Source organism: Paenibacillus chartarius (assembly GCF_042432825.1).
Classification (GTDB): domain Bacteria; phylum Bacillota; class Bacilli; order Paenibacillales; family NBRC-103111; genus Gordoniibacillus; species Gordoniibacillus chartarius.
In genome coordinates, this window is record NZ_JBHLWN010000133.1 from 1 (window position 1) to 1,592 (window position 1,592).

The window sequence follows — 1,592 nt, forward strand, 5'->3', positions numbered from 1 at the left end:
GCCGTATGGTCGCATATGGATCTCCACATGAACCCTTGTGGTTTACCCTCCCATATCTCCCTGGGTCGATGCCCTTACATTCCTTCGTTCTACCTCTCAAGGGGTGGAGGCCAGGTTAGCTCCTTTACGGGGTCGTTGCCCTAATGGTGATGATTTCTCCCGGCCTATCCGTGCTTCGTTTGTCAAAGATCAACATGTGTATAAGCGATGAAACGTGAGTGAGTTATCCAGCTGTGGATGAATTAAGCTGCTGCTTGCAATTGCGCCTCCCTATGGGGACCCAGAACCTTGCTTGCGTCATAGTTCTTCTGCTTGCGTCCCAGTTCAAACAAGACGCGGATGAGCTTGTTACAGATGGCGATCATCGACTGCTTCTTCTTCAGCGGGTTATTCCGGCGCGTCGTGAAGTACAGGTGCAGCGCACGGAACTCCGGATTCTTGGCGACCATCGTCAATGCGGCCCGGAACAACAATGCCCGGAGGCGGCAACGCCCTCGCTTGCTGATGGTCGTTTCCCCTTTGTGCAGCCCGGAGCTGTTTTCCCGCAAGCTCAGACCGGCATGACGGACGATTTGCTGGCTATGGTCATAGCCGCTCAAATCGCCGACTTCCGCCAGGAATCCTGCCACGGTGATGAGGCCGATGCACGGAATGCTCATCATGTGGGTTGCGCCAGGAATCTGTTCTACCAGGCCCGCCACGAGTTCCATCAGTTGCTCAAGCTGCCTGCACAGCATGGCGTACTGCTCCAAATACATGGCTAGCTCATGCTTGGCCGCTACAGTGCCTTCCGTGAGGCCGATGGACTTTTGGGCTTTCCGGTGGAGCAGACTCGCTCTCTTGGGGCCTACGGCTCGTTGCACGTCGTTCTTCTTCCAGGTGGCCACCACCGTTGTTTCGCCAGCGGCAATGACGTCTTTCGGAAGCGGAAAGTGTTGCAACGTGATGAGCGAAGCCTTGCCTTCCCAGTCTTTAAACACTTGTGTATATTCGGGAAAGAAGCGATCCAGCCAATTGTGGATTCTTCCTTTCACGCGGTTCAAATCTCCGCACAGGCGGTCTCGCTGGTTCATCAGCACACGCAGGTCGGCGTAAACGCCTTCCGGCAGCTGCGGCTGTGTATAGCGTCCGTCGATGACGAGTTTGGCAACGACCTTCGCATCTTTAATGTCGTTCTTGGTCGGCGAGTTGTCGTCGAGTTCCTTACTTTTCTTGACGTGATGCGGATTCACCAAAACGACTTCGACGCCGCGCCGCTTCAAGAAGTGAAACAGCGGGAACCAGTAGTGCCCGGTTGGCTCTACGCCAAGTAGTACGTCTGTCAGTCCATGTTCTTGCTGGATGGATTCGGCCCAAGCCAACAAGTTCAGCAGGCCGTTCTCGTCGTTCTGGAACAGGCAACGCGTGCCAAGCTCAATGCCACGATAGTTGAAGGCCCGAGCGACATGGTTGTGCTTCGCGATGTCAGTCCCGATGACCAGCGTCGTTTCAGAAATTCTCGAAATCCGTTGATTTTGTTTGCTGGATTGGTTATGCTTCATCTAGAGCGTCCTCCTCATTTAGGGCAGTGAATGTGCGACATTCCGAGACCC

Annotated in this window: 1 protein-coding gene; it reads right to left on the reverse strand. The window is 54.6% G+C overall.

Features of this window, described 5'->3' with window-relative positions:
* Positions 1–242: 242 nt before the first annotated feature.
* The gene (locus tag ACFFK0_RS30625; protein ID WP_377475255.1) at positions 243–1,541 is read right to left on the reverse strand and encodes an IS110 family RNA-guided transposase; all 1,299 of its coding nucleotides are present in this window, start codon (positions 1,539–1,541) and stop codon (positions 243–245) included.
* Between the last annotated feature and the right edge of the window lie 51 nt (positions 1,542–1,592).

Coding starts and splice junctions, on each gene's coding strand:
- ACFFK0_RS30625 (WP_377475255.1), bottom strand. CDS start 1,541: ATGAAGCATAACCAATCCAGCAAACAAAATCAACGGATTTCGAGAATT.